This window comes from Nocardia sp. NPDC060220 (genome assembly GCF_042727815.1).
In the GTDB taxonomy this organism is placed as follows: Bacteria; Actinomycetota; Actinomycetes; order Mycobacteriales; family Mycobacteriaceae; genus Nocardia.
Genome location: NZ_JBHWZY010001286.1, coordinates 1 through 1,326, shown reverse-complemented (window position 1 = coordinate 1,326; position 1,326 = coordinate 1). Strand labels below are relative to the sequence as shown.

Here is a 1,326-nt window from a genome sequence, read left to right as displayed (position 1 = left end):
GCGTGGTGCGCGGAAATCGCCTGCGGCAGCGGTGAAGACGGGTTCGGGCAGCGCTTTGCGATCCAGCTTGCCCGAGGTGTTGAGCGGGAACGCGTCGAGCACCATGATCGACGCGGGCACCATGTAGGCGGGCAGCTTCTCGGACACGAAACGAGTCAGCGTCGCCGGGTCGGCGGACTGGCCCGGCGCGGGCACGATGTAGGCCACGAGCTGCTGGCCGGTCGCGGTGTCGACCACGAGCACCGCGGCCTGGCTCACGGTCGGGTGCGCGAGCAGGTCGGTCTCGATCTCGCCGAGCTCGATGCGCTGACCGCGGAACTTCACCTGGAAGTCGGTGCGGCCGATGTACTCCAGCACGCCCTCGGCGTTCCAGCGCACGAGGTCGCCGGTGCGGTACATGCGCTCGCCGGGGGCGCCGACGGGGTTGGCGACGAAGCGGTCCGAGGTCAGGTCGGGGCGGCCGCGGTAGCAGCGGGCCAGCTGTCGACCGGCCAGATACAGCTCACCCGGGGCGCCGATCGCGGCCGGGCGCAGCCGCGAATCCAGTACGTAGACTTCGACATTCCACTCGGGGATACCGATCGGCACCTGCGTGGTGTCGGCTTCGGTGGCCTCCCAGTAGGTGACCGAGACCGCGGCCTCCGTGGGTCCGTACAGGTTGTGCAGGCCGGCGTCGGAGATCGCGCGCAGACCCGCGGCGGTCTCCGGGGGCAGCGCCTCACCGATGACGAAAACCGCACGCAGCGAGGCGCATTGAACCTGCGTGGCATGCGAGACGAAGACGGTGAGCATCGACGGGACGAAGTCGGTCACGGTCACGCCGTGGCGTTCGATCATGTCCGCGACATAGAGCGGGTCGCGGTGGCCGTCGGGGCTGGCGATGACCAGTTTCGCGCCGACCATCAGCGGCAGGAAGTAACCCCACAGCGACACGTCGAAGGTGGTGGCGGTCTTCTGTAAGTAGACGTCGTCGGCGGTCAACCGGTATTCGTCGAGCATCCACAGCTCTTGGTTGACGATCGCGTGGTGGGTGACCGCGACGCCCTTGGGGCGACCGGTCGAACCCGAGGTGTAGATGACGTAGGCGGTGTTGTCCGGGCGCAGCGGGGACAGGCGGTCGGCGTCGGTGAGAGCTGTGGCGTCGAAACCGGTCGTGTCGAGTCGATCGATCTCGACGCGGGCGACGGTGCCGGGCAGGTCGAGGTCGTCGCCGGTGGTGGTCAGGACGCAGACCGGTGCCGCGGACTCGAGGATGTAGGCGGTGCGGTCGGCCGGATGATCCGGGTCGATCGGCACGTACGCGCCACCGGCCCGCAGCACGGCGTC

1 protein-coding gene is annotated in these 1,326 nt (G+C 69.0%); it reads right to left on the bottom strand.

Features of this window, described 5'->3' with window-relative positions; genetic code table 11:
- The coding region (locus ACFWF3_RS36095) for an amino acid adenylation domain-containing protein (protein WP_379318655.1) at window positions 1–1,326 on the bottom strand (1,326 nt) is incomplete at both ends.